The sequence below is a fragment of the Pseudomonas sp. GW821-FHT02B10 genome (assembly GCF_059421865.1).
Window position 1 is genome coordinate 13721 of sequence record NZ_JBWKVU010000024.1, and the last position, 20582, is coordinate 34302.

The window sequence follows — 20582 nt, forward strand, 5'->3', positions numbered from 1 at the left end:
TACGGCACTCCAGGTCGAGATCGATTACCACACGAGAATCTGCAGGGACGATTTCACGGCCGGCTGGATGCCGTCCGCGGCCTCGAGACTGGCCCGGGTTCCGCTGAGCGGATCGTAGAGCTCGGCCTGGTGCACTTGCGGCAATTTGATGGTGCCGGCCTTGGCGCTCCAGAACATCAGCAGGCGTTTACCGTCGTCGCGGGTCCAGGACACGCTGTAGAAGGTGTCGGGCAGGTTCGCAAGCTCCGGTGTCTTGCCGGGTTTGAGGCGCGCGCCGGTAATCTCGAGAAAACGCGCGAGCGCCTTGTACACCGGCTTGGGTTCGCCGTTGAGGTCGAGCAGGCCGTAATGCTGGTCGCGAGCCGAGGCGCGCGAGTCGAGATCGGAAAGGGCGAAGAGAAAGATCCGCTCGTAGTCCTGGTCGCTCATCAACGCCAGGCGACGCAGGGTGTAGTCGGCCTGGCCGTCGACGCCGATCAGCCGCTGCATCTCCTTGGGCCCGGCGTAGCTCGACCAGCCCCATTCGGTGGCCCAGACCCTCTTCAGGCCGGCGCCGTGCAGCATGTCGTTGAGCTGCTTGCCGCGCAGCAGCACTTCGTTCTTGCCCGGCTCATCGCTTTCCGGGATTTCCGAATACGGGTGATAGGCGGCGACCATGCCCAGGCTCTGCACGCCCAGTTCGCCGAGTTTCTCGAACATCAGCGCGTTGCGCTGGGTCGGCATCTGGCTGTAGTAGGCCATGCCGCCCATGACCTGGGTCTTGTCCGGCGCCACCTGGTTCAGCGCCTGATGGGTCGCCAGCAGCAGCTCGCCGTAGCCCTTGGCATCGGGTTTCGGCCGCCAGTTGTTGGGTATGTTCTGCTCGTTCCACACCTGCCAGGCGTCGATGTCCGGGTAACGCTGGGCCAGCATGGCCATGCGCGTGGCGAAGACTTTCGGATCGCGCGGCGGGTACTGATCCTGGAACGGCCCGCCCTTGGGGGCGGTGGTCACGAAGGGCGCCGAGCCTACGAGGTAGAACAACGACTTGAGTTTCGAGTCGCTCAGGGTCCGGTCCAGTTCGTCGAGGGTGCTGAGTTGATAACCCTCTTCGGTGGGTTCGAGCCGATCCCAGTGCAGGTCGACCCGCACCCATTGCAGGCCGAGCTGCTTATAGGCGGCGATCTGTTTGCGGTATTGCTGCGGGGTGAACCACAGGAAGTGCGCATTGACCCCCAGGTAGTCCTTCCACACCAGGGTGCGCTCGGGGGCCAGGTTGATCGGTGTGGCATCGACCTGTTCGCTGAGCAGCAGGGCGCCGCCTACCGCCAGCGCGGCGACCAGTGGCAGATAGCGCAATAGAGGGCGACGTTTAAGGCCTGCTCGGGTCTTCATTTCGATCGCTCCTTGCACACTTCGTTGAACAATTCGGCGAAGCGCCGCGCGGTGGCGCTCCACTCGCGTTGTTGCCCGGCCTCGCTGGCCCGCGCGGCCCACTGGCGGGCCAGTTCGGGCTCCAGCACCAGGCGGCTCAGGTGCTGGCTCAGCGCTTCGACATCGCCTTGCTGATAAGTCACGCCATTGCCGCCGGCAACCTCCTCGGCAAAGGCCCGGGCATTGGAGGTGACGACCCCGCGACCGCAGGCATTGGCCCAGGACAGGGCGCCGCTGGTGCCGCGCATCTGGCCGAGCCAGGCGAGTTTTTTCGATTCCCGGTACGGCAGCACCATCACATGGTGGGCCTGGATGGTGCGGGCGATCTCGGCGGACGGCAGGTCCAGCTGCCAGTCCACCACATCGTCCAGCTGCAATTCGCGAATGCGCTGGCGCAGGCCGTCGAGGTAGTTGCCGGCCGGGTCGAAAGTCATTTCCGGGGCGGTGCCGCCGGCCAGGGTCAGGCGGACCTGGCCACGGCACTGCGGGTTGGCCGCCAGGGTGCGGGCCAGGGCTTCGATCAGGTCTTCGATGCCCTTGCCGCGGTAGATGAAGCCGAAGTACAGCAGGCGCAACGGCACCAGCGGCGGCAGTTCGGCCGCGGGGATCGGCAGGTTGCCGTGGGCGATCACCGCCACCTGTTGCGGTCGCAGTCCCATGCGTTGGCGCAGGCAGTCGCCGCCCAGCCGGGTCAGGGTAATCAGCCGGCGCATGCCGCGGGCCAGGCGCCGTTCTTCGCGCAGGGTCAGCGGGTCGGCGAGCAGCGCCGCCGCTTGCGGCAGCGGGTGCGGCAGGCGTTCGAGCAGGGTCAGTGGCCAGAACAGCCGGGCGCGCCGCCAGATCAGGCGCTCCGGGTCATGCACGGTGGCCGTGCGGGGGATCCGCGGTTGCTCGGTGCTCAGGTAGTCGAGCGCCTGGAATTCGCCGAAGCGGCCACCGCCGAGTTCGGCGTGCACCAGGTCGACGCCCGTCCAGTCGAAGGCGCGCAGGCGCGTCAGCTGTTCCGCGGGATCGTGACAGCCGGCCAGCGGGGTCAGCACTTCGATGCCAAGACCACGCAGCGCATTGCTGAAATGCGCGGCGTAGTCGGCGATACCGGTCTGTTCCGGCGGCAGCGGGGCCAGCAAGGCGATACGCATCAGGCCGCACCGCGCCAGCTGTTGATCCGCTCCAGCACCCTGGACGGTACTTCGAAGCGGCGACGGTTGAGGATCAGCCCGTCGACCTTGCCGAAGGCGGTAGTCAGCAACGACATTGCATTTTCGATCATCGGCACGGTGCTGGTCCGAGCCTCGATCACCAGGGCGATCAGGTCGGCGCGGCGCAGGATCAGGAAGGCCTCCTGGTTCGACAGCAGGGCCGAGGCATCCAGCAGCAGGACTTCACCGGGCTGGGCCGGCGCGCTGTCGTTGACCCGCACGCGCTGGCCGCGTTCTTCCAGCAGGCGGCGCAGGCGTTCGAGGATGAAACTCACGCCTTCGCCATGGCGCGCCGAGGTCAGGCCCAGGGTCAGGCCCTGGCTCTCGATGCGGTCCATGGGCAACAGGCTGTAGAGCCGGTAGATGCTCGCGGTCATGGCGGCGGGCGTGGCGTCCTCGAGGTCCGGCACACTGCCCCACAGCGGCACCTGGAACAGCTCCGGCAGGCGCGAGCCGTCGTGGATGCGCTGGTCCAGCAGGTAGCAGACATAGATGGTCAGCAGACCCACGGCGATGCCCGCGGGAATGGCGAACAGCAGGATCAGCAGGCTCTTGGGGAAGACCCGAGCCGGGTTGAAGGTGGCGTGCTCGATGATCGCGATGTTGCTGATCTGGCTGCTGTCGAGCTCGTGGTCGATACGCGCCTGTTCCAGGTTTTCCGAGTACAGCGCGTAGCTCTTTTCCGCGGTGCGCAACTGCTGGGTCAGGCGGTTGAGTTCGGGCTCGTCGGTCAGTACCCGGTCGCGCTCGGTACGCAGGGCAGCCAGGGTCTTGTCGTAGTTCTCGATCTGCCCGGTCAGCCGGCGCTGTTGCAGCTGGGCATCGATGACCTGCTGCTTGACGTTGGTCACCAGGCTATTGGGCGCGATGTTCTTCGAGCGTTCCAGGCGGCTCTCTTCCTGTTCGCTGAGGGCCTGCAGGTCGTGGATGTTCTGTTCGATCTGCTTGACCGCCGGCGCCTCGGGCAAATAGGTGCGCAGCAAGCGCGCGCGTTCCACCTGCAGGGTGTTGAGCTGGCGCTTGAGGTCGAGCTGGGTCGGGTTGAGGCTGGTCTCGCGACTGGTCACCACTTCGACGGGCTGATCGAGGATCTGCTGGCGGGCGTTGATCAGGAAGCTGCTGATCCCGGACAGCTGGTTCTGCGCATTGACCCGGGCGTCGGTCAGGCGATCGATCTGGCTGGTGAGGTTTTCCAGGCGGGCATCGACGCTGATCGAATCGATCTGCTTCAGGCGGCCCTGCAATTGCTCCTTGAGGCTGAGGATCTGCGCGGCCACCTTGTTGCCTTCGCCCTCATAGAAGGCATAGAGGCTCTTGCGACCGAGCACCCGGGCGCGCTCCTCGAGGAAGGTGTCGACCCAGATCTTCACCACTTGCTGCGCGATTTCCGGGTCGTCCCAGGTAAAGCTGATATCGATCACCGACGAACCCGCTTCGTGGCTGGCCTGGAAGTTCTTTTCCAGGCGGGTCGCCAGGCGGTCCTGCGGGCTCTGCGGCTCCGACAGGCCGACCAGTTGCAGCAGGCTGCGCAGCGCATCGATGGCCGTGCCCATGGCCTTCTTGGCGTAGAACTTGAGGGTCTTCCAAAAACCCTGGGGTTCGGCGGCCGCGCTCAGTTCCAGGTAGCGCTGGGCAACGATGTGCACGATGGGGCGACCGGTGAGCATCTTCTCCTCATCGACGATCGGGTCGTGCTGAGTACTGGGCGAGATCAGCGTCTGGCGATTGCCGGCCTCGATCGGCACCGTGGTGCTGTCGCGCCCGGGCTTGACCAGCAGGCGCGCGTCCGACTCGTAGCGCGTCGGCAGCAGGAAGGCGCCCAGCACCGCGACCACGATAGTGGTGATGACCGCCAGCTTGAACTCGCGACGGAAGATGAAGAACAGGCGCAACAGGTCGCGTAGAGAGCGTATTTCGATCACGGGATCACTCCGTTGAAAGTACTTGTAGCAGTGGCTGATGGAGGCCGATCAAACGCTGTTTACTGCCCCGTCCCGGTACCGGTGGAACTGCTGGTGAAGTTGTTGATCGTGTTGCCGCTGTTCTTCACTTCCTGATCATTCAGGTCGTAGTTGAAGCCCAGGCCGATGCCCTTGTTGATCGGGAACAGCTTGGTGAAGTACATGTCCACCGCTTCCACCGTGCTGCCGATGGTCGATTGCGGTACGTAGATCAGGTCGCCGCGCTGCAGGGCGACTAGCGGATGATCGGGGTTGCTGAGCATGCTGCCGAGGTCGACGAAGTACATCTTGTACTTGCCGTCGGGACCGGTCCTGAGCAGGGCGATGTTGGAGCTGTCGGCCGAGGGCAGCACGCCACCGGAGCTGAGTAGGGCCTGTTCTACCGACACGGTGCCGGCCAGGTTGAAGAACGACGGGTTGGCCACCGCGCCGCCGATGAACACCCGGTTGCTCGGGGCAATGGCGATGTTCACGGTCACTTCGGGCTCGCGGTAGACACGGGTGTAGCGTTTGGTGATTTCCTTGCCCAGGTCTTCCGGGGTCAGCAGCGCGGCCTTGATCCGGCCGATGTTGGGCATCGAGATGAAACCGTCCGGTCGCACCACGAACATCGTCATGTCGTCGGAGCTGGCCGGCTCCTGGGCATCGCGCACGATGCGCAGGGTGTCGCCGCTCTGGATTAGCACCTGGGCGGGCGGCAGGTCGGCCAGGGTCAGTGCCGCCGCGTGGCGGGCCTTGAGGGTGTCGCCGTCGGGGAGCGCGACATGGGCGGGGGTCGAGCAGCCGCCCAGCCACAGGGTGGCGGTCAGGATGCTCAACAGACAAAGCCGGGAAGGTCGGTTAATAGTCATCATGACAGCTCAGGTCCAGTAGTTTGAGAACATGCTCAAGCGGCGCTTGAGCGGTGTCGGCAGATGCTGTTCGGCGTGGCCGAGGCGATAGCCCAACAGCTTCAGCGCGCTGCGCAGCAGCACTTCCGGTACGCGTTGCAACTGGCCGGCGTCACGCAAGGCGCGCAACTCGGCCTGGACGTAACGCTTGCCTTCTCCGCCCGCGGTGCCGAAGGCTTCGCGGATCCAGGGCTCGCGGCCATAAAACACGCCGATATCGAAATAACGGCGGAACTCCTGCATCAGACTGTAGCTGTGCGAATGCTGCACGCACGCACTGGCGGCGTAGCGCACCAGATAACCGTTGAGCAGCATGCGCGCCGCGACGTGGGCGTCCTCGCTGCCGATGACGTCCTCGGGAAAGCCACCCACTGCTTGCAGGGCGCTGCGCCGGTAGACGGAAAACGAGTCCGAACTGAAGCAGGTCTTGATCCCCAGCTCTCCGGCGTCGGCCAGGCTTTTGCTGCGGCTCTGCGGGCTGTAGTTGAAGTGGCGCGACTGTGCCTCGAGAATCCCGGCCCCGGGATGCGGCAGTTGACGACCATAGGCGAGGCCGATCCGTGGGTCTTCTTCCAGCTCCTGGATCAGGTTGGCGAAGGTCTGGGGCGTGGCCGGAATCGCATCCTGGGTCAGCAGGATCAGCGCGTCGGCATCCACCTGCTCGCTCGCCCAGCGGCGGGTGCCGCCATGGTTGAATTGCTGGGCGGCGATGACCTCCACCCGGGCGCCGAACTGCCGGAAGCGGTCGACGGTGTCGTCCGTCGAGCTGCTGTCGACCACCAGCACCGTGTCCGGTTGCAGCGTCTGCGCGGCCAGCGCCGGGAGCAACCGCTCGAGGTGCGGTGCGGCGTTGCGGGCGGGAATGATCAGCGCCACTTTCATCATGGTTTTACCTGCGCCGGGGCACGGCCGTAGACGTCTTCGAAACGCACGATGTCGTCTTCGCCCAGGTACTCGCCGCTTTGCACTTCGATCATCACCAGGTCGATGATCCCGGGGTTGCTCAGGCGGTGTTTATGGCCGGCGGGGATATAGGTGGATTCGTTGCTGTTGAGCAGGACCTCCAGGTCGCCATTGGTGATCAGGGCGGCGCCGCTGACCACTATCCAGTGCTCGCTGCGGTGATGGTGCATCTGCAGCGACAGCGATTCCTTGGGCTTGACCATGATGCGCTTGATCTTGAAGCGGCTGCTTTCCTCCAGCACGGTGTAGGTCCCCCACGGCCGGGTGACCGTGCGGTGCAGGCTGTAGGCGCTGTGGCCGAGGCGCTTGAGTTCGGTGACGATATGGCGCACGTCCTGGGTCCGCGAGGCATCGGCCACCAGCAGCGCGTCGGGGGTGTCGACGATGATCAGGTCACTGACGCCGACGGCCCCGAGAACCCGCTTGGGCGAGTCGATATAGCAATTGCGCACGTCATGCAGGATGGCTTCGCCGTTGACCTGGTTACCGGCGGCATCGCTCGGGGTCAGCTGGCGCAGCGCATCCCAGGAACCGATGTCGCTCCAGCCGAGGTCGCAGGGCACCACGGCGACCCGCTCGGAGCGCTCCATCAGGGCCACGTCGATCGAAACGTCCGGGGCGCGGGCCAGACTGTCGGCGTCGAGCTCACGCTGGCGGCAGTGCTTGTTGTCCAGGGTCATGCCTTGTTCCAGGCAGGCCTGGGCGGCGCTCAGCACCTCGGGAGCATGCAGGGTCAGCTCTTGCAGCAGGGTATCGGCGCGGAAGCAGAACATCCCGGCGTTCCACAAGTAGTTGCCGCTGTCGACGTAGGCCTGGGCGGTGGCCAGGTTGGGTTTCTCGACGAAGCGCGCGACCTGGAAACCTTCCTTCAGCGCCGGGCCCTGTTCGATGTAGCCAAAACCGGTCTCGGGTTTGTCGGGCTGAATGCCGAAGGTCGCCAGATAACCTGCTTCGGCAAGGCTGCGCGCCTTGCCCACGGCTGCGGCGAAGGCATCCTGGTCGAGAATCAGGTGGTCGGCCGGAAGAATCAGCAACTGCGCCTCGTCGCTCCAGTACTCGCGCACATGCAGGGCCGCCACGGCGATGGCCACGGCGGTGTTGCGCCCGAACGGCTCGAGCAGCAGGTCGAGGCCCAGCTTGCCCTGATTGACGTTGCGGTACTCGTCCAGCGAGCGGAACAGCAGCTCGCGGTTGGTCACCGTGACCACGCAGCTGACGTCCGCCAGGCTGCTGGCGCGGACGAAGGTCTTTTGCAGCAGGCTCTGCCCATCGCGCATGCGTATGAATGGCTTGGGCATGTTCTGCCGAGAGACTGGCCACAGGCGCGAGCCAGAGCCGCCGGAAATAATGCAGGGGATCAATCCAGTGAATGCGCTCATCAGTAGACTTCCTTCGTCGAGAGGACGGCCGGAACCGTCATGAAAACGATGTACAGATCCAGCCAGACCGACCACTTGGAGATGTAATCGAGGTCGTACTCCACTCGTTTCTGGATTTTCTGCAGGGTGTCGGTTTCTCCCCGGTAGCCATTGATCTGCGCCCAGCCGGTGATCCCGGGCTTGACCCGATGGCGCGAGCTGTATTCGCGCACCGCCTGTTCGAACGGCACTCCCGCCGCCTTGGTGGCGGTGGCGTGTGGGCGAGGCCCGACAATCGACATGTTGCCCATCAGCACGTTGAACAGCTGGGGCAGCTCATCGATGCTGGTCTTGCGAATGAAGCGTCCGACCCGGGTGATCCGCGGGTCTTCCCGGGTGGTCTGCCGTTCGGCATTGAGGTCCGCCTGCTCGACATACATCGAGCGGAACTTGAACACGCGGATCAGCCGGTCGTTGTAGCCGTAGCGTTTTTGCCGGAACAGCACGGGGCCCTTGGAATCGAGTTTCACCGCCACGGCAGTGGCCAGCAGCACTGGGGACAACAGGACCAGGCCCAGCAGGGCGAGCAGGATGTCCTCGCAGCGTTTGATCAGCGGCGCCCAGCCGCGCAATGGCAGCTCGGAAGTGTTGAACATCAGGATGCCGCCGACATCGGTCATGCGGTTGTGGCCAAAGCGCAGGGTGGTGATGTCGGGCACCAGGGCGACATTCACCGATAACTGCCGCAGCCGTTGCACCAGTTCGCCGATGCGCGCGTGCGCGGCCCAGGGCAGGGCGATCAGGACCTGATTGACCTGCTCGGAACGGATCAGCTCTTCCAGGTTCTGGGTGTTGCCCAGAAAGGGCAGGTCGCAGAAGGCCTTGGGCACGCGGTCGCTGCGATCGTCGATGAAACCGATCAGGCCGGAGCGGATATCGCCGTGGCGCTGCATGTGTTCGGCAAGGAACAGTGCGCTCTCGCTGAAGCCGAGGATCACCGTGCGTTGCAGGTATTTGCCCCTGGCCATCCACGAATGGAACAGGCGCAGCAGAAACAGACGCTCGATGCCAAACAGCACGAGGCTGGCGATGAACCAGACAGCCAGGTCCCGCAGACTGAAGACCGGCAGCAGGTGCAGCCCCAGGTACATGACCAGCAGGATGCAGAAGGCGGAGGTCCAGGCCACCAGCATCGTGCGCAGACGCAGGCGATTGCTGAAGAACTCTTCGGAGTAGACCCCCTGGGCCTGGAACAGGATGACGGTGATGACGGCAAAGAACAGCAGCAGGCCAAGTACGGTTGGCCAGATATCCGCACTGGCGGATTCAAGACTCAGGAGCAGCAGGATTCCAGGCAGGGCGGCGGACAGGGCGTGCGTCAGTTTTACCCCCGAAATGAAGAGTTCCATGAATCCGGTTCGGGTCAGGAACCTGCTATCAATCGATTTCGTAAGCATCGAATCCCGTCGTTGCCAGGTAAGAACCCAGCTCTGTTAAGGGTAAAGCCACTACAGAGGCAGGCTGAAAAAACTAAGGCTTACTGCAAAAAAAGTCTGTTTTTTGGCGGCCCATGATGGCCAAACAATACTATTGTTCTGCTTTGATGGTCAACTAATTGACTAATTCTGGCAGGTTAACCTTTTTTTTGCATTATGCATCGGTTTTTTGACGGTTTGGCGCATCCAGGACGAACGGAAGCCTGGGCGAGTGTCACGAAGTTGGCTCATTCGTGAGCGAGGGCGTGACGGATAAATGGAGTGTTGTTCAGGGGGCGACTCTTGTCCAACCGGTGGCGGTTTATTCCCTTTCACCCGTGATTACGGGGTTCTTGATGGCTGATGCGGCCCTCGGGCGGGGCGCTCTGGCGGTGTAGACTGGACGCTGCGAACTAACCGAAGGAAGGGGAAGAAGCTGTGAAGTATTGGTCATTGCTGTTGCTGGGTTTGATGCCATTGCTGGCGCACGCGGTGGAGGTCGGCGAGCGTCTGGCGCCCTGGACCTTGCTCGATCAATTCGACCGGGCCTACAGCCTCGACGGGCAGACCCGGACCCTGCTGGTGGCGCGCAGCATGGATGGCGCCAAGCTGGTAAACGCCGCCTTGCAGGATCGTCCCGCGGGTTATCTGGAGACCCGGCACACGGTATTCGTCGCGGACATCCAGCGCATGCCGGCGGTGATCGCCAAGATGTTCGCGGTTCCGGCGATGCGTGATTATGGCTACCGGGTCATGCTCGACCGTGACGGGCGGGTGGCGCCGCGCTACGCCGGGGCTGTGGATAAAGTCCTGTGGTTGCAGCTCGACGATGGCCGGCTGGTGGCTCAACGGGAGTACGGCACGGCCGCCGAACTGCGCGCAGCGCTGGAGCAGGCGCAACCATGATCAGTGCCGCGCTGCTGTCGCCGCTCACTCTCGGCGCCGGCTGGCTGATCTATGTGCCGGTGCTGGTCTGGGCCGCCTGGCGCGCGCCCTGGGTCGAGCTGTTCAGCGACAGCCGGCGTCAGCATCTGCTGTTCGGTACGGTGTTCGCGTTGTTCATGTTGTGGCTGGTGCGCCGGGATTTCGATACCGGGGTGTCCTATCACTTCATCGGCATGACGGCGGTAACCCTGTTGCTGGACTGGCCGCTGGCGATCGTCGGCGGCCTGATTGCCCAGGTGGGCCTGGTCGCACTGGGCCGCCAGGACCTGGCAGCGGTCGGCATCAACGGTGCCTTGCTGATCCTGCTGCCGGTGCTGGTCACCGAATGCTGCGCGATCCTGGTGGAGCGCGCGCAGCCGCGTAATCCCTTTGTGTATATCTTCTGTTCCGGTTTTTTTGCCGCCGCCCTGTCGGCCTTGTTGTGCCTGCTGGTGGGCCTGGGGCTGTTGTGGTTCGACGGGCGTTTTGCCATGCCGGAATGGCTGGAGGACTTCGTCGGCTACCTGTGGCTGATCATCTTTCCCGAGGCCTTCATCAACGGCATGGTGGTCAGCGCCCTGGTGGTGTTCTGCCCCGAATGGCTGGAAACCTTCAACCGCACCCGTTACCTGTCGGCACCGTGGAAGGATGACGATCCGCGTTCTTGATCCATATCAAACACGTTCGGCCGGCGCGGTCCCATGCTCGGCAAAAACCGTTCGGGAGCAGGGTCATGAGTGTGTATGAATGGGCGCGGCAGGAAGTACGCAAGAGTCTGGATACTGCGCAGCAAGAGGGTTTCGAACCGGGCTTGAGCCTGCGCGCCCTGCTCAGCGCGGTGGTGCAGGAGAGTCGGCGGGTACGCAGCGCCGAGGATCTGGCCGACGAGTTGCAGTTTCTCGCGGAGAACCTCGACGATACGCAGGATTACGCTTTCATGCGGCCTTGAGGCTTCAGTGGGCGCGAGGCGGCAGATCGTCGGAAAACAGATCGTCCTCGGCATCCGGGCTGACCGGAATCTTGTGTTCTTCGGCTGCCCAGGCGCCGAGGTCGATCAGTTTGCAGCGGTCCGAGCAGAACGGACGGTTGACGTTGCTCGCGGTCCATTCCACGGGCGCACCGCAGGTTGGACATTCCACGGTCAGGGGTTGGCTCATGACTGGCCTCCACGCAAGGTAAGGTAAAAGTGATGCAGGCGTTCGACCTCGCTGTGCAGCCAGGCGAGGTCGCGGTCGTTGACCAGCACATCGTCGGCATGGCTCAGGCGATCTTCGCGGGTCGCCTGGGCCTTGAGAATCGCCTGGATCTGCTGTTCGCTGATCCGGTCGCGTTGCAGGGTCCGCTCGATCTGCAGCTGTTGCGGCACATCGATCACCAGGATCCGCTGGGTCATCGCGTACTGCCCGGACTCGATCAACAGCGGTGACACCAGAATCGCGTAGGGCGACTCGGCACGGGCCAGGTGGGCGGCGATTTCATTGGCAATCAATGGATGCAGCAAGGCTTCCAGCCAGAGACGTTGTTGCGGCACCTCGAAGATCAGCTTGCGCAGCGCGGCGCGGTCCAGCTGGCCATCGGCCTGCAGCACGCTGTCGCCGAAATGTTCGGCAATGCGGGCCAGGGCCGGGCGGCCGGGTTCCACCACCCAGCGGGCGGCGTGGTCGGCATCCACCACATGGATGCCCAGGTCGATGAAGTGCTGGGCCGCGGCACTTTTGCCACTGCCGATACCGCCGGTAAGGCCGAGGATCCAGGGTTTGAAAACAGGCTTGGTCATCTGAAACCGACAAACTGCAAATAGGAGTCGGTTATTTGACCACCCCAGAGCAAGGCAATCCAGCCGGCAATGGCCAGAAAGGGACCGAAAGGGATAGGCGTGGACATTTGCGCGCGGTTGCGGCGCAGCATGGCGATCCCGGCCAGGGCTCCGGTCAGTGAGGCCAGCAGCAGGGTCATCGGCAGAATCTGCCAGCCGCCCCAGGCGCCGAACATGGCCAACAGCTTGAAATCGCCGTGCCCCATGCCTTCCTTGCCGGTCAGCAGCTTGAACAACCAGTACACCGACCACAGGCACAGGTAGCCGGCCACGGCGCCCCACAGCGCATCGTGGAGGCTGACGAACAGGTCGAAGCCATTGACGATCAGGCCCAGCCACAACAGGGGCAGCACCAGCACGTCGGGCAACAGTTGGTGATCGGCATCGATCAGGCTCATCGCCAACAGGCCCCAGCTCAGGAGCAGCATCAAGCCGGCCTGCCAGCCAAAGCCGAAATGCCAGGCCACGAACGCCGAGGCCAGGCCGCAGGTCAGCTCCACCAGCGGGTAGCGCCGGCCGATCGGGGCCTGGCACGCGGAGCAGCGTCCACGCAGCAGCAGGTAGCTGAGCAGCGGGATGTTTTCCCAGGGGCGGATCGGGTGCGCGCAGTGCGGGCACTGGGAGTGCGGGAGCAACAGGTTGTAGGTCGGCCCGGCAGGCTCGTCGGGCAGCCCGAGGATGTCACGGGCCTGGGCGTGCCAGTCGCGCTCGAGCATCTTTGGCAGCCGCCAGATCAGCACATTGAGAAAGCTGCCGACAATCAGGCCCAGGACCAGCACCGATGCTACGAAGACCAGCGGGTAGCTGGCCAGGACCTCAGTCAATGACATGTTCAGATCGCTGTGCCGAGTTGGAAGATGGGTAAGTACATGGCGACCACCAGGCCGCCGACGAGGGTGCCCAAAACTACCATGATCACGGGTTCCATGAGACTGCTCAGGGTGTCGACCAGGGTATCGACCTCTTCCTCATAATGGATCGCGACCTTTTCCAGCATGCCGTCCAGGGCCCCGGACTCTTCACCGATGGCGGTCATCTGGATGGCCATGCCGGGAAAGATGCCGGAGGCGCGCATGGAAAAATGCAACTGCATGCCGGTCGCCACGTCCTGCCTGATGCGGTTCACTGCTTGCTTGAACACCTGGTTGCCGGTGGCCCCGGCCACCGAGCCCAGGGCCTCCACCAGCGGCACTCCGGCGGCGAAAGTGGTGGACAAGGTGCGGGCGTAGCGGGCCACCGCGGACTTGTACATCAGTGGCGCTACCAACGGCAGTTTCAGCAGGCCCACGTCCAGCCAGTGGCGAAAGCGTGGTGAGCGCCGGCGGGCATGGCGCAGGCCGAACACACTGAGCAACAGTGCGCCCGCCAGCAGCCACCACCAGTGCTGCACGAATTCCGAGAGGGCGATGACCAGTTGCGTGAACACCGGCAATTGCGCGCCGAAGCCCTGGAACATCGACTGGAATTGCGGCACCACCTTGACCAGCAGGATCCCTGTGACCACCAGCGCCACGCAGATCACCGCCAGGGGATAAGTCATGGCCTTGCGGATCCGCGTCTTGAGGTTTTCGCTTTTTTCCTTGTAGGTCGCCACCCGCTCCAGCAGGGTTTCCAGGGCCCCGGCCTGTTCGCCGGCATCCACCAGGCTGCAGTACAGCTCGTCGAAGTACCGCGGCCTCTTGCGCAGCGCGGTGGTGAAGCTGCTGCCGGCGGCGATGTCCTGTTTCAGCTCGCCCATCAGTTTGCGCATGTTCGGGTTGTCGAAGCCCTCGGCAATGATGTCGAACGATTGCAGCAGTGGCACGCCGGCCTTGATCAGGGTCGCCAGTTGCCGGGTGAACAGGCTGATGTCGCGGGCCTTGATCGGGGGCGTGCGCTGCAACAGCGAGCTGGGTTTCTTCCTGACCCTGGCCGGGTTGATGCCTTGCTTGCGCAACTGGGCCCTGATCAGCGAGGGGGTATGGCCGCTCAATTCGCCGCGCAGTTTGCTGCCTTGCCTGTCGGTGCCTTCCCACAGGTAAACACTGACTTTTGCTGCTTTGACCGCCATGGTGTCGAGTCCCGGGTTGTGATGGATGTCCTCAGGGCCGGCAATGCCCTGTGCGTTAGCGAGTGGACCGCTGCGCGGGGCGCGGCGTCCGGCTCATAGAGTTTGAATGGCCCGATACGTTCCTTGGATGGGGCGGACAGTGAATGCAATCGATGATCGAATGACAGCGTAGCCCGTCACGACGACCGGCCCAGGGCACTTGGCTGACAAAAAGTGTCAGATAGTGCGACTTCTGGCGCTCACTGCCGCAGCTCCGCGCCGCTAAAGCCCCGTTCAGCCGGGGCGCAGGCGCTGGCACAGGCTGTGCTATGGCTGTGTGGTGAATGCCCAGACCCCTGGATATCCCCTGCTTGGAGCAGATAGATGAAGTATCAGAAAGGTTTTACCTTGATCGAGCTGTTGGTCGTCGTGGCGATTATCGGCATCCTGGCCACCTTTGCCATGCCGCTGTATTCCAAATACCAGGCGCGGGCCAAGGTCACCGCGGCGTTGGCCGAAGCCTCGGCGCTGAAGGTCAACTTCGAGGACGTGCTGAACCAGGGCAGCGATCCGACCCTGGAGCTGGTGGGGGGCAAGGCGGCGACGTCGAACTGCACCATGACCGCTGCGGGTTCTGCCTCGACCGGAGCGGGAACAATCGGCTGCACCATCCTCAATGCACCGGCACCGGTGCTGAACAAGACCGTCACCCTGACCCGCACTACGGCCGATGGCTGGGTCTGCACCACCACTGTCCCCGCGGACTACTCCCCCAAAGGCTGCACCGCCAGCGGCAGCTGAGCCCGGTTCTCGCTTGCTCGGCGCGTGAAACGCCACGCGCCAGCGCGCCCTTGGGGAAAGTATCGAGAATTCAGGAAGTTAGCTCGCCTGGGAAGTGCAACTTGCATGCAGATTATTCGCCGGTCATGCATTTTGCATGACCGCGAGTGCTTGGGTGACTTTGTAATTCATTGATATTTAAGGGTTTTATTGTTTTTCTGAACTTGGCATAACGCCTGCAATCTACTTAAGTAACCCTGCTGCCAGGACTTGGAGCAGGTTTTCCAGAAGAACAGGAGTTACTCGTATGAAGAAGTTCGCTATCGCTGCTGCAACTGCTACCGCTCTGACCCTGACCATGGCTAACGTCGCATTTGCCCAGACCACTCAAGCTACTCAGGCGCCAATGGTGCTCGCGGCGGGTGAAGTGACCAAGGCCAAGGAAGCCACTTCCGACACCTGGATCACCACCAAAGTCAAAGCGGATCTCGTAACTGAAAAAGGCATTCCTGGTACCGACATCAAGGTCGAAACCAACAAGGGTGTGGTTTCCCTGTCCTCCACCACTGCTCTGACCGCGGCGCAGAAAGAAACCGCAGTCAACATCGCCAAGAACATCAAAGGCGTGAAGGCAGTATCGGCTGACGGTTTGAAAACCGACTAAGCCTCAAGCTTCTTTCCTGGACAGGGAGAAGATGCGGTAGAGGATTCATCTACCGCTTCCTTGAAGGTTCATGCGAATGGCCACAGGGAAGTGGCTCCTTTTGTAAACAGGACAGGCCCCGGCACAGTGTGTCGGGGCCTGTTCTGTTTATGGCGGGGGGAAACCGCCGGGCCGACCCGTTTCCGGGGCGGCGGGGAGGGTGGTTATTCGGCGTCCAGGTGCATGGGGGTAATGACCCGACCATCGCTTTCGGCCTGGCCAAGGTTGGCATCGATAAAGTAGACCCGGTCGTCCGCCAGTTGGCCCTTGTCCACCAGGAAGTCCTTGATGCTGCTGGCCCGTTCCTGGCCCAACTGGCGCAACAGCACATCGCTGCCACTCCAGAACTTGATCACGCCTTCACGCATTTTCGCGGTGCGCTCTTCCTTGCCCAGGTCCTTCCATTCGGCCGGTGGCTGGGTCTTGAGGCGTGTGCGATAGATGCCCTCCAGCAGCGGGGCTTTCTCTTTCTCCGGTACTTCCAGCAGCGACGCCTGGGCCGGCACCTTGTCGCCGCGACGCTGGAGCATCTTGTAGTAGTTGTACTGGTATTCCCGCTCCAGGCGTTGCTCGGCGATCAGCGGGCCATCGCTGCTCTGCGCGGCGGTGCCTTCGATCTCCAGGCGCAGGGCCGGACGTTCCTTGAGCGCATTGGACAGCTTGACCAGCGTTGCTTCCGATTCCGGGCTCAAGTCACTCGAGCCCGGGGCGAACGAGACACTGCCCAAGTCTTCCGAACCGCCACCCGCGACCAGCCCGCCAATCAGTTTGAACGGTGCCGCGGCAGCCTTGACGATCAGGTTGCGTAGGGTCTGCCAGACAATCGGCATGACGCTGAACTGCGGATTGTTCAGATCGCCGGTCACCGGCAGTTCGATGGAGATCTTGCCGTCGACATCCTTGAGCAAGGCGACCGCCAGTTTCAGTGGCAGGCTCACGGCATCCGGGCTGTCGACTTTTTCCCCCAGCTCCAGTTGTTCGACCACCACTTTGTTTTCGGCCTTGAGCTGGCCGTTGGTGATGACGTAGTGCAGGTCGAGGTTGAGCCGGCCCTTGCGGATGCGGTAGCCGGCGAACTTGCCGGAGTAGGGGGTCAGGTTGGTCAGTTCGACACGTTTGAAGCTGGTGGCGATGTCCAGTGCGGCCATTGGGTCGAAGGGGTTCACGCTGCCCTTGATGGTGACCGGCGCATAACGATCGACCTTGCCCTTGATATCGACGCTGGCCGGTTTTGCCTGGCGGCTGTCGATGGTGCCGATCTGGCCATTGAGTTGCTGGACGGCCGTGGCGAAGTTGGGGGTCAGGCTGAAGTCGGCGAAGTTGGCCGAACCGTCGTTGATGGCGATCTGGCCGATATGGATGCCGAGGGGTTTTTCCTTGGCGGCCGGCTTGGCTGCGCCTTTCGGCGCGCTGTCGGCCGGTTGCGGGATCAGCAGGTCATCGATGTTGGTGGTGCGGTCATCGTTGATCATGAAGCGCGCATAGGGCTGCATCAGGTTGACCTTGTTGATCGTCAGGCTGTCGCCGTGCTGATAGTTCAGGCCTTCGAGCACCAGTTGCTGCCATTTCACGAAATCGCGGGTTTTCAGGGTGTCCAGGGTGTGCAACTGGTCGACCTGGGCGCGGCCAGTCACGCTGAATATCAGGGGATCGATGTTTTTCAGGTCCACCGCCAGGTCGCTGCCGAGCATGCCGCTGCGCAGCTCCAGGCGAATGAACGGGCTGATGTAGGACTGGGCGACCCGCAGGTCGATGTCCTTGGTCTGCACCGCCAGCTTGGCGGTCACCGGTTGCAGGTTGACCACGCCGTTGGCGAGGATCTTGCCCTGTTTGCCCACTCCGGTGTCGAGCTTGAGGTTGAAAGGCGACTGGTTGAGGCTGTCGAAGTTCTGCACGTCGACGTTCAGCGGGCCGACCTCCAAAGCTACGGCCGGCTTGGCCTGACGGTCCGCCAGGTGCACCTGGTAATTGCGCAGTTGCACGTCCTTGAGCAGCACCTGCCAGGGTTTGCTCGGCGCCGGAGCGGGAGCCGGCGGAGTATCGGCGGCGGCCGGAGCGGGCTTGGCAGCCGGTTTGGCCGGCTGGCTGGCGAACAGTTTCTGCCAGTCCAGTTGGCCATCGGCCTCCAGGGCGGCCCAGGTTTCCAGTTTCTGGCTGCGGATCTTGCCGACCACCACTTGCTGCTTGGCCAGGTCGACCGTGGTTTCACTGACGTCCAGGCGCTCCAGGCGGGCCAGCGGCCGACCGTCCGGAGCCTTGATGGCGAAGGGCGCGACGCTGACCGAGGCATCGCTGAGCAGCAGTTCGGTTTCCTTGGACAGGTTCAGCTTGTAGTGGGTGTTGAGGTTCAGCACGCCGTCTTCGAGGACCAGGGGCAAGGCATCGCGGACATAGGGCCACCAGGCTTTCATCTTGCCGTCGGTGATTTTCAGGGTGCCTTCGGAGGCGATCGGAGTCAGGCTGAAATTGCCGCTCCAATCGATCTGACCGCCCGCGGGGCCCGCGGCGACCAGGGTCATGTCGGCACTGTCATCGGGCAGGGTGCTGAGGTTCTTCAGCTCGAGATCGAGTTTGTCGTAGAGGAAATCGATGGGCTCGCTGGGCCGCGCGTCCTGGAAGTGCACATAACCGCCCGCCAGCTTGATGCGCCCGATACGCAGGGGGAACGGCTTGGCCTCGGGGTCGTCCGGAGTGGGTTCGCTGGCGGGCAGGTTGAACAGGCCCAGCAGGTTGAGCTTGCCGTCCTTGGCGAACAGGATCTCGCTCTTGGGTTTGTCCAGTTCGATATCGGCCAGGTGCAGCGCGCGGGTCCAGAGGCTGTCCAGTTGCAGGTTGGCGTAGAGACGTTCGAAGGCCACCTGCTCCTTCCCCGGCTCACCGATATTCAGGCCCCAGAGCGTCAGTTCGAGACTGAACGGGTTGAGTTCGATGCGCTGGATCTTTGCCGGTACCGTCGCGTAGTTGGCCAACTGTTGATTGGCCACTCGCAAGGCGATGCCCGGCAAAATCAGAAAGCCCAACAGGCTGTACAGGGCGAGAGCGGTCAACAAGGCGCCGATAGCGCGGATCAATCCTTTGGACATGCGAGGCTTCATCTATCTGAATCGGAAGTGCGTTGGAGTATGGCATGCGTTTCCGGTTCCGAAACAATCCCATGACGGTCGCAAACAGGATTGTTCAGATTCCTCGCAACAGATCACAGATGCAGGATCAGGGTCTTGAGCGGCGGTTGCTGGTCCATGGACGGGAAGTCGCGAGCGGGTGTCAACACCTGCCATTCGCGTACCGGGCGACCGGCTTTTTCGGCACAGCGCAGCACCTGTTCGCGCCAGTCGTCCAGCGTGACTTTCGCCAGGTTGTTGCAGCAGATCAGCACGCCATTGTCGGCGGTGGCCAGCAGGGCAGGCTTGAGCAGACTCTGATAGTCGCGCAGCAGGTCGACGGTGCCGAATGCACTCTTGGCCCAGGCCGGCGGGTCGAGCAGCACCAGGTCGTACTGGCGTTGTTCCAGGCGTGGGTAGCTGGGCAGCTTTTGTCCACGGCGCTGGCTGATGGGCAGGCCGGCCAGTTGCCGGATCGCCGGGAAGTAATCCGATTGCACGAACTGCATGGCTGGCAATTGCGGATTGAGCTGGCCGTTCTCGCGGCCGACCGCCAGGTTGCCCTCGGCGAAGTCCAGGTTGCACACCTCGCGGGCACCACCTGCCGCGGCACTCAGGCCGACGCCACAGGTATAGGCGAACAGGTTCAGCACGCTCTTGCCGGCGCTGTGGGCCTTGACCCAGCCACGGGCGTTGCGCAGGTCGAGAAACAGCAGTGGGTCCTGGCCGGCATGGCGACCGCGTACCCGGTAGTTCAAGCCCCATTCGTGGCCGACCAGGTCTTTGAGCGCCTCTTCTTCGGCGCGGTAAACCGAATCCTCGCGGTCGATGCGTGAGTTACCCCGGGAGCGGTCGTTGTAGACCAGCAGGGTGTCCAGGCCCAGTTGCTGCTGGACGGTCTCGTGCAATTGCAGCAAGGCATCGCGTTCCAGCGTCTGGTGAAAGCTTTGCACCAGCAGCTGCGGGCCGTAACGATCGATGGTCAGGCCCCCGGCGCCTTCCTGGCTGCCATGGAACAGCCGATAGCAGTCGGTGCCTTGCTGATGCAGCTCGACGAGCAGGTCCTGGCGATGATCGAGGGCGGCGCGCAGCGCCTGATTCAAGGAAGACATACGGGCGCCTTGCGGATGATTGGGCGGGGCAGTTTACCAGTTTCGTTTTGTCCTCTGTGTAGGAGCGAGCTTGCTCGCGAAAGATCGGCCGCAACACCGCGATGCACCAGGCAGACCGCGTTACCGTTGAGGTCCATCGCGAGCAAGCTCGCTCCTACAAGGGGATTGTGATCAGCGTTCGATGGCCAGCGCCACGCCCTGGCCGCCACCGATGCACAGGGTGGCCAGGCCTTTTTTGGCATCGCGCTTGAGCATTTCGTGCAGCAGGGTCACCAGCACCCGGCAGCCCGAGGCGCCGATCGGGTGGCCGAGGGCGATGGCGCCGCCGTTGACATTGACCTTGCTAGCATCCCAACCCAGTTCCTTGCCCACCGACAGCGCCTGGGCGGCGAAGGCTTCGTTGGCTTCGATCAGGTCCAGCTGTTCCAGGGACCAGCCGGCCTTGTCCAGGCAGCGGCGGGTGGCCGACACCGGGCCGATGCCCATGATCGCCGGGTCGACGCCGGCGTTGGCGTAGGCGGCGATCTTCGCCAGCACCGGCAGGCCCAGGGCCCGGGCCTTGGCCGCGCTCATCAGGATCACCGCGGCGGCGCCGTCGTTCAGCGACGAGGCGTTGCCGGCGGTGACCGTGCCGTCTTTCTTGAAGGCCGGCTTGAGCTTGCCCAGGGATTCGGCGGTGGTGCCGGCGCGCGGTTGTTCGTCGGTGGCGAAGGCCACGGGCTCGCCCTTGCGCTGGGGAATCAGGATCGGGGTGATTTCATCGACGAAACGCCCGCCTTCGATGGCGGCCACGGCCTTCTGCTGCGAGGCGGCGGCAAAGGCATCCTGGGCTTCGCGGCTGATGGCGTATTTGTCCAC

At 63.3% G+C, this 20582-nt stretch carries 19 protein-coding genes; 5 read left to right on the top strand and 14 right to left on the bottom strand.

The features are described 5' to 3' along the window. Positions 1-24 precede the first annotated feature (24 nt). The 7 genes from AC07VU_RS30440 to AC07VU_RS30470 are packed head-to-tail and all read right to left on the bottom strand — an operon-like array spanning position 25 to position 9241. Positions 25-1374, bottom strand: a complete 1350-nt coding sequence (locus tag AC07VU_RS30440) for a glycoside hydrolase 5 family protein (RefSeq protein ID WP_495031010.1) — start codon at positions 1372-1374, stop codon at positions 25-27. Further along, positions 1371-2552, bottom strand: a complete 1182-nt coding sequence (locus AC07VU_RS30445; protein WP_274302091.1) for a glycosyltransferase — start codon at positions 2550-2552, stop codon at positions 1371-1373. Before AC07VU_RS30445 ends, AC07VU_RS30440 begins: the two co-directional genes overlap by 4 nt. Beyond that, positions 2552-4534 (bottom strand): GumC family protein, encoded by a 1983-nt coding sequence (locus tag AC07VU_RS30450; protein WP_053262712.1) that lies wholly within the window; start codon positions 4532-4534, stop codon positions 2552-2554. Before AC07VU_RS30450 ends, AC07VU_RS30445 begins: the two co-directional genes overlap by 1 nt. 59 nt (positions 4535-4593) lie before the next feature. Continuing rightward, positions 4594-5427 (bottom strand): polysaccharide biosynthesis/export family protein, encoded by an 834-nt coding sequence (locus AC07VU_RS30455; RefSeq protein ID WP_053262711.1) that lies wholly within the window; start codon positions 5425-5427, stop codon positions 4594-4596. Between the two features lie 6 nt (positions 5428-5433). Continuing rightward, positions 5434-6345, bottom strand: a complete 912-nt coding sequence (locus AC07VU_RS30460; protein ID WP_037034435.1) for a glycosyltransferase family 2 protein — start codon at positions 6343-6345, stop codon at positions 5434-5436. Next, entirely contained in the window at positions 6345-7805 is a 1461-nt protein-coding gene (locus tag AC07VU_RS30465; RefSeq protein WP_457274950.1) for a mannose-1-phosphate guanylyltransferase/mannose-6-phosphate isomerase, read from the bottom strand. The genes AC07VU_RS30460 and AC07VU_RS30465 overlap by 1 nt, the downstream gene beginning before the upstream one ends. After that, positions 7805-9241: an undecaprenyl-phosphate glucose phosphotransferase gene (locus AC07VU_RS30470; protein WP_053262708.1), complete on the bottom strand. Its 1437-nt coding sequence runs from the start codon at positions 9239-9241 to the stop codon at positions 7805-7807. The genes AC07VU_RS30465 and AC07VU_RS30470 overlap by 1 nt, the downstream gene beginning before the upstream one ends. A gap of 456 nt (positions 9242-9697) precedes the next feature. Here AC07VU_RS30470 and AC07VU_RS30475 point away from each other — a divergent pair, with 456 nt between their 5' ends. From AC07VU_RS30475 to AC07VU_RS30485, 3 genes are all read left to right on the top strand, one after another. After that, a complete protein-coding gene (locus AC07VU_RS30475) occupies positions 9698-10165 on the top strand; it encodes an FAD/FMN-containing dehydrogenase (protein WP_457274948.1) in 468 nt (155 codons plus the stop codon). Then, a complete protein-coding gene (locus tag AC07VU_RS30480) occupies positions 10162-10851 on the top strand; it encodes an energy-coupling factor ABC transporter permease (protein ID WP_009045672.1) in 690 nt (229 codons plus the stop codon). The genes AC07VU_RS30475 and AC07VU_RS30480 overlap by 4 nt, the downstream gene beginning before the upstream one ends. Before the next feature lie 65 nt (positions 10852-10916). Beyond that, the gene (locus AC07VU_RS30485; protein ID WP_053262705.1) at positions 10917-11132 is read left to right on the top strand and encodes a hypothetical protein; all 216 of its coding nucleotides are present in this window, start codon (positions 10917-10919) and stop codon (positions 11130-11132) included. Between the two features lie 4 nt (positions 11133-11136). Here AC07VU_RS30485 and yacG read toward each other — a convergent pair whose 3' ends face one another. Genes yacG through AC07VU_RS30505 form a run of 4 tightly spaced genes read right to left on the bottom strand, consistent with a single transcriptional unit; the run spans position 11137 to position 14049 of the window. Further along, positions 11137-11340: a DNA gyrase inhibitor YacG gene (yacG, locus tag AC07VU_RS30490; protein WP_009045670.1), complete on the bottom strand. Its 204-nt coding sequence runs from the start codon at positions 11338-11340 to the stop codon at positions 11137-11139. Further along, positions 11337-11960, bottom strand: a complete 624-nt coding sequence (gene coaE / locus AC07VU_RS30495) for a dephospho-CoA kinase (RefSeq protein WP_457274947.1) — start codon at positions 11958-11960, stop codon at positions 11337-11339. The genes yacG and coaE overlap by 4 nt, the downstream gene beginning before the upstream one ends. Beyond that, positions 11957-12829 carry a prepilin peptidase gene (locus tag AC07VU_RS30500; protein WP_277589629.1) on the bottom strand — a complete coding sequence of 291 codons (873 nt, stop codon included), beginning with the start codon at positions 12827-12829 and terminating at the stop codon, positions 11957-11959. The genes coaE and AC07VU_RS30500 overlap by 4 nt, the downstream gene beginning before the upstream one ends. 2 nt (positions 12830-12831) lie before the next feature. After that, positions 12832-14049, bottom strand: a complete 1218-nt coding sequence (locus AC07VU_RS30505) for a type II secretion system F family protein (protein ID WP_274304663.1) — start codon at positions 14047-14049, stop codon at positions 12832-12834. 363 nt (positions 14050-14412) lie between these two features. Here AC07VU_RS30505 and AC07VU_RS30510 point away from each other — a divergent pair, with 363 nt between their 5' ends. Together AC07VU_RS30510 and AC07VU_RS30515 are read left to right on the top strand one after the other, a co-directional pair. Then, on the top strand, positions 14413-14829 hold the full coding sequence (locus AC07VU_RS30510) for a pilin (RefSeq protein WP_007924673.1): 417 nt from the start codon (positions 14413-14415) through the stop codon (positions 14827-14829). 286 nt (positions 14830-15115) lie between these two features. Next, complete coding sequence (locus AC07VU_RS30515) at positions 15116-15472, top strand: BON domain-containing protein (RefSeq protein ID WP_009045666.1); 357 nt, start codon at positions 15116-15118, stop codon at positions 15470-15472. 203 nt (positions 15473-15675) lie between these two features. On the opposite strand, the gene AC07VU_RS30520 is transcribed toward AC07VU_RS30515, so the two are convergent. The 3 genes from AC07VU_RS30520 to AC07VU_RS30530 all read right to left on the bottom strand — a co-directional run. Beyond that, positions 15676-18594 (bottom strand): DUF748 domain-containing protein, encoded by a 2919-nt coding sequence (locus AC07VU_RS30520; protein ID WP_457274946.1) that lies wholly within the window; start codon positions 18592-18594, stop codon positions 15676-15678. Between the two features lie 113 nt (positions 18595-18707). Next, positions 18708-19724 carry a class I SAM-dependent rRNA methyltransferase gene (locus AC07VU_RS30525; protein WP_007924670.1) on the bottom strand — a complete coding sequence of 339 codons (1017 nt, stop codon included), beginning with the start codon at positions 19722-19724 and terminating at the stop codon, positions 18708-18710. Between the two features lie 171 nt (positions 19725-19895). After that, on the bottom strand, positions 19896-20582 hold a 687-nt coding region (locus tag AC07VU_RS30530), incomplete at its 5' end, for an acetyl-CoA C-acyltransferase (RefSeq protein ID WP_495031011.1).

Bases quoted from the DNA above. Each gene is read 5' to 3' on its own strand.
- AC07VU_RS30525 (WP_007924670.1), bottom strand. From the start codon at position 19,724: ATGTCTTCCTTGAATCAGGCGCTGCGCGCCGCCCTCGATCATCGCCAG.
- AC07VU_RS30440 (WP_495031010.1), bottom strand. From the start codon at position 1,374: ATGAAGACCCGAGCAGGCCTTAAACGTCGCCCTCTATTGCGCTATCTG.
- AC07VU_RS30520 (WP_457274946.1), bottom strand. From the start codon at position 18,594: ATGTCCAAAGGATTGATCCGCGCTATCGGCGCCTTGTTGACCGCTCTC.
- AC07VU_RS30480 (WP_009045672.1), top strand. From the start codon at position 10,162: ATGATCAGTGCCGCGCTGCTGTCGCCGCTCACTCTCGGCGCCGGCTGG.
- yacG (WP_009045670.1), bottom strand. From the start codon at position 11,340: ATGAGCCAACCCCTGACCGTGGAATGTCCAACCTGCGGTGCGCCCGTG.
- AC07VU_RS30500 (WP_277589629.1), bottom strand. From the start codon at position 12,829: ATGTCATTGACTGAGGTCCTGGCCAGCTACCCGCTGGTCTTCGTAGCA.
- AC07VU_RS30515 (WP_009045666.1), top strand. From the start codon at position 15,116: ATGAAGAAGTTCGCTATCGCTGCTGCAACTGCTACCGCTCTGACCCTG.
- AC07VU_RS30470 (WP_053262708.1), bottom strand. From the start codon at position 9,241: ATGCTTACGAAATCGATTGATAGCAGGTTCCTGACCCGAACCGGATTC.
- AC07VU_RS30445 (WP_274302091.1), bottom strand. From the start codon at position 2,552: ATGCGTATCGCCTTGCTGGCCCCGCTGCCGCCGGAACAGACCGGTATC.
- AC07VU_RS30485 (WP_053262705.1), top strand. From the start codon at position 10,917: ATGAGTGTGTATGAATGGGCGCGGCAGGAAGTACGCAAGAGTCTGGAT.
- coaE (WP_457274947.1), bottom strand. From the start codon at position 11,960: ATGACCAAGCCTGTTTTCAAACCCTGGATCCTCGGCCTTACCGGCGGT.
- AC07VU_RS30455 (WP_053262711.1), bottom strand. From the start codon at position 5,427: ATGATGACTATTAACCGACCTTCCCGGCTTTGTCTGTTGAGCATCCTG.
- AC07VU_RS30510 (WP_007924673.1), top strand. From the start codon at position 14,413: ATGAAGTATCAGAAAGGTTTTACCTTGATCGAGCTGTTGGTCGTCGTG.
- AC07VU_RS30465 (WP_457274950.1), bottom strand. From the start codon at position 7,805: ATGAGCGCATTCACTGGATTGATCCCCTGCATTATTTCCGGCGGCTCT.
- AC07VU_RS30505 (WP_274304663.1), bottom strand. From the start codon at position 14,049: ATGGCGGTCAAAGCAGCAAAAGTCAGTGTTTACCTGTGGGAAGGCACC.
- AC07VU_RS30460 (WP_037034435.1), bottom strand. From the start codon at position 6,345: ATGAAAGTGGCGCTGATCATTCCCGCCCGCAACGCCGCACCGCACCTC.